At 46.7% G+C, this 3,382-nt stretch carries 2 protein-coding genes; both read right to left on the bottom strand.

The window, feature by feature from the left end; genetic code table 11:
• On the bottom strand, nucleotides 1–1,329 hold a 1,329-nt coding region (locus B2899_RS05280; protein ID WP_286884403.1), incomplete at its 3' end, for a glutamine--tRNA ligase/YqeY domain fusion protein.
• Between the two features lie 423 nt (nucleotides 1,330–1,752).
• On the bottom strand, nucleotides 1,753–3,234 hold the full coding sequence (locus B2899_RS05285) for a DEAD/DEAH box helicase (protein ID WP_146809773.1): 1,482 nt from the start codon (nucleotides 3,232–3,234) through the stop codon (nucleotides 1,753–1,755).
• Nucleotides 3,235–3,382: the final 148 nt, after the last annotated feature.

Here is a 3,382-nt window from a genome sequence, read left to right on the forward strand (position 1 = left end):
GCTCTTCGTTTCCGGATCATACGTGCAATGTAGCTCTATCACGTTGCCGTTCTCGTCTTTGATAACATCATTGCATTTAATGAAGTATGCGTGCTTTAAACGCACCTCATTGCCCGGATACAAACGATGATACTTGCTCGGCGGGTCCTCCATAAAATCGTCTTGCTCGATATAGATTTCACGGGAGAACGGAATCTGGCGCATTCCCATCTCCGGATTCTCCGGGTTAATTTCCGCATCCAGCATCTCTACCTGGCCCTCCGGATAGTTGGTAATGACGACCTTAAGCGGACGCAGCACACCCATGGTACGCGGCGCTTTCAACTTCAAATCTTCGCGGATGAAATGATCGAGCATCTTAGCATCGACGAGACTATTGCTGCGGGCAACACCAATCTCCCTGCAGAAAGCGCGGATTGATTCCGGTGTAAATCCTCTTCTGCGCAGTCCCGAAATGGTCGGCATACGCGGATCATCCCAACCGTCTACGAACTTCTCATCTACCAGCTGTTTCAGCTTGCGCTTACTCATCACCGTATTGGTTAGATTCAGCCGGGCAAATTCATATTGATGCGGCGTGTTTTCCATTTCGCATTCCCGAATGACCCAGTCATACAACGGACGATGATCTTCAAATTCCAGCGTACAGATGGAATGGGTAACGCCTTCGATCGCATCCTCAAGAGGATGGGCGAAGTCGTACATTGGATAGATACACCATTTGTTACCTGTATTATGGTGCGTTACATGCGCAATACGGTAGAGTACCGGATCGCGCATGTTAATATTCGGGGAGCCCATATCGATTTTAGCACGCAGCACTTTCTCACCGTCTTTGAATTCGCCTTTACGCATGCGTTCGAATAAATCGAGATTCTCTTCCACGCTGCGGCTCCGATACGGACTTTCTTTGCCCGGTTCCGTCAGCGTGCCGCGCATTTCACGGATTTGCTCGGGCGACAGGTCATCCACGTACGCTTTGCCTTTCTTGATCAGCAGCACGGCGCGATTATACATTTCTTCGAAATAATCAGAAGCGAAGAACAGTCCGTCCCACTCAAATCCGAGCCACTCAACGTCTTCTTTGATAGATTGTACGTATTCCGTATCTTCTTTTAATGGGTTAGTATCATCAAAACGCAGGTTTGTCTTACCGCCAAACTCATCGGCGAGTTCAAAGTTCAGACAGATGGACTTGGCATGTCCAATATGTAAATATCCATTCGGCTCCGGAGGAAAGCGGGTCACAACCTCTTTTACTTTTCCGGACTTTAGATCATCGATAACAATGCTTTTGATAAAGTTCGAGGAACTCGGCTTGTTTTCCAATGCAATCAACCTCTCTATACAAAGTAGACGGTAGCTGTGTGTATGTACCTTTGTTATACATAATATCGTCTACGTATAGAGAGTTCAACATACCTGGTTTTTCACCTTTGCAAATTTCACAGGTAAAATTTCGGCTCCTTCCAATCATACTTAGACAAATTCCCTGATACCTAAACGAGAAGGAAGTCGTTTTTCTGTGAAAATCATGAGGAAAGAAAGAGGGGAAGAAGAGCCAGGGTAGAAAAAGGCGTTCGCCTTTTTCACCATTGAAATCCTCTCCTCATTCTTTCCTCTCTTTTCCTTCGTACCGCAAAAGTCAGATGGCCTTCTCTCAATTTTCATATCGGGGTTGCGGCTGAGATGCCATGGTGGTTTTCTCTAAAAATAAAGAGGGATTCCCTATGCGGCAATCCCCCTGTCTGCTTACGCGTTTTTCCGTCTGGCATTTTTCTTCGGCTTTTTATTATCCCCAAAGAAAGAACGGCCGGATGATTTATCGAATTTTTTGCTGCGGCCTTTGTTTTCTCTGCCTCTACCGTCTCTACTTCTTGATTTTCCTTTATCCTCAAACCGCTTCTTTTTCACCCGCAACGGTGCCTCTTCCGTTAATTTTACCGCACCTGTATTCGATTCCTTTGTCAGCATCTTCAAAACCGCAGATACCAAAGTTACAGAATCGACTTCTTCAAGCAGTTGCTTGGCCATTCCTTTGTATGCCTGCAAGTCTTCTGCTTCCGCCGTACTCAGCAATTTTTCGGCAGCCAACCGCTGCTGCTGCTCGGCGGCTTCGGCCTCCGTCGGAACCGGACGCCAATCCATTTTCTTTTTGGTGATACTTTCAATGGTTTTAATATGCTCGACCTCTCCCGGAGTAACGAACGTAATCGCCAATCCCGTCTTACCCGCACGGCCCGTTCTGCCGATACGGTGTACATAGCTTTCCGGATCATGAGGAACATCGAAGTTATAGACGTGCGTTACTCCGCTAATGTCCAGACCGCGGGCGGCAACGTCAGTGGCGACAAGCACGTTAATTTTGCCTTCTTTGAACCTCCGCAGTACACTGTCCCGCTTCGCCTGGTTCAAATCTCCATGAATGCCTTCCGCACCGTAGCCGAGTTTATTCAGCGCTTCCGATAGCTCATCTACTCTCCGCTTTGTTCTTCCGAATATGATGGCCAGTTCAGGCATATCGATATCCAGTAAGCGGCACAATACGCCGAATTTTTCTCTTTCTATTACCTTTATACATTGCTGTGTAATACTAGAAACCGTAACTTCTTTGGCCTTAACCTTGATGATGTCAGGATCTTTCATAAAATTACCGGCGATTTCCTGAATCGGTTTCGGCATGGTCGCCGAGAACAGCAGCGTCTGTCTCTCTTCCGGAACTTCATTCAAAATCGTCTTGATATCATCGATAAAGCCCATATTCAGCATTTCATCCGCCTCATCCAGAACGACCATATCAATAGAATGAAGACGAATGGTCTTTCTTCTCATATGATCCATGAAACGTCCAGGCGTAGCCACGATAACGTGAGGCTTTTTCTTCAATTCCCGAATCTGTCTATTCATATCCTGTCCGCCATAAATAGGCAAAACACGAATCTTCTTGAATCGGGCAATCTTATTTAACTCCCCCGCTACCTGAACGGCTAACTCCCGGGTCGGGGTTAGTACAACGCCCTGGATTTTCTCCTCTTCAGGATCCAGCCTCTCAATAAGCGGAATGCCAAAAGCAGCGGTTTTTCCTGTACCGGTCTGCGCCTGTCCAATCACGTCTTTTCTCTGAAGTGCTATCGGAATCGTCTGTTCCTGAATGGGGGTTGCCTTTTCTAGTCCCATCTCAGTAAGAGCACGAACTACGGAGTGATGGAGCTCAAATTCATAAAAAGTTGTCAATGATTGTCAATCTCCTTTAAATAAAACTATATTTCTCAAGCATACATATAAGCCAGACCACCACGGCCGATGAACCACAAGCCCTGCCATGAAAATCAAGGGAAGGGCGGCTGACTTTTGTGGTGCGAAGGAAAAGAGAGAAGAGAAC

The sequence above is a fragment of the Aneurinibacillus sp. UBA3580 genome (assembly GCF_002375825.1).
Classification (GTDB): domain Bacteria; phylum Bacillota; class Bacilli; order Aneurinibacillales; family Aneurinibacillaceae; genus Aneurinibacillus; species Aneurinibacillus danicus.